This window comes from Actinosynnema sp. NPDC059797, assembly GCF_042732085.1.
Classification (GTDB): Bacteria; Actinomycetota; Actinomycetes; order Mycobacteriales; family Pseudonocardiaceae; genus Actinosynnema.
The window spans coordinates 1-1,032 of the sequence record NZ_JBHWIE010000769.1 but is presented as its reverse complement, the minus strand read 5'-3'; the positions used below and the strand labels follow the sequence as shown (position 1 = coordinate 1,032).

The 1,032-nt window shown below is 76.6% G+C and carries 2 protein-coding genes; both read right to left on the bottom strand.

Going from position 1 to position 1,032, the window contains the following annotated elements; genetic code table 11:
- On the bottom strand, positions 1–553 hold a 553-nt coding region (locus ACFV4N_RS44045), incomplete at its 3' end, for an acyl-CoA dehydrogenase family protein (protein WP_499678656.1).
- Positions 546–1,032 (bottom strand): hypothetical protein (locus ACFV4N_RS44040; RefSeq protein ID WP_499678655.1); only part of this gene is annotated, 487 nt, incomplete at its 5' end. The genes ACFV4N_RS44045 and ACFV4N_RS44040, both read right to left, overlap by 8 nt.

Sequence of the window (1,032 nt, the reverse complement as noted above, 5' to 3'; positions counted from 1 at the left end):
GGCCGGGCGCGCGGCGGCAGAACACCACGCCGGTCTGCGCCCGCGCGCCGTTGCCGATGTACTTCTTGGTCCCGTGCAGGGACAGGCCCTCGTCCGTGGTGACCAGGCGGGTCTCCAGCTCGGCCGCCGCGGAGCCCTTGCCGTGCTCGGTGAGCGCGAAGAACGTCCAGGTGGGCCGGGCGGAGAACCGCTCGAAGAAGCGGCGCTGCTGCTCCTCGTCGCCCAGCGCCTGCACCGCCGCGCCGGCCAGGCTGGGTCCGGGCGAGGCGAGGAGCACGCCGGGGTCGCCGTGGGCGAGCCGGTCCATCACCACCACCCGGGCCAGGCACGACCCGCCGGGGAACGAGTGCCCGCCGACCCGGTAGGTCTCGGCGGCGAACCGCGGCGGGATCAGCATCGCCTCCTGCAACCGCACGGCGGGCAGGTCGAGGTACTTGGTGATCGCGTCGGGGTCCTCGTCCAGCACCAGGCCCGGTTCGCGCAGCTCGCGCGCGATCTCGACGCAGTGGTCCTCCAGCACGCGGAGGTGGTCGGGCAGTTCGGCGTCAGCCATGGCGCACCGCCAGGTAGAGGGTGCCGACCTGCTCCGCGGTGAGGACCGCGCCACCGGGGCCGTCGGCGAGGAAGCTCGCCGCACCCAGCAGCCGCAGCAGCGCGCGTCCGCCGCGCACCAGCCGGGCGAACGCGGCCGGGTGGGCGTGGTGGTCGACGCCCGCGTCGAGCAGGCCGTGGGTCTCCTCGACCAGCAGCACGGCGTCGGCGATGCCCGCCTGCACGAGCTGCCTGCCCAGCAGCGGGCTGCCCGCCGCCGTGCGCCCGCCGAGGTCGGCCACGGTCAGGTCGACGACGTGCGCGAGCAGCCGGGTGTGCGCCCGGAGCAGGTGGTGGCGCAGCCGCTCGGGCCGCGCGCCCACCACGTCGCCGGGCGCGGGGTCGGCGAGCCAGGCGCAGGCCACGCCGAACCCCTCGGCCACCCGGTTGCCGACCGGGAGCACGGTCGAGGGGCGCAGCGCGTGCCCGGTCGTCCCGGAC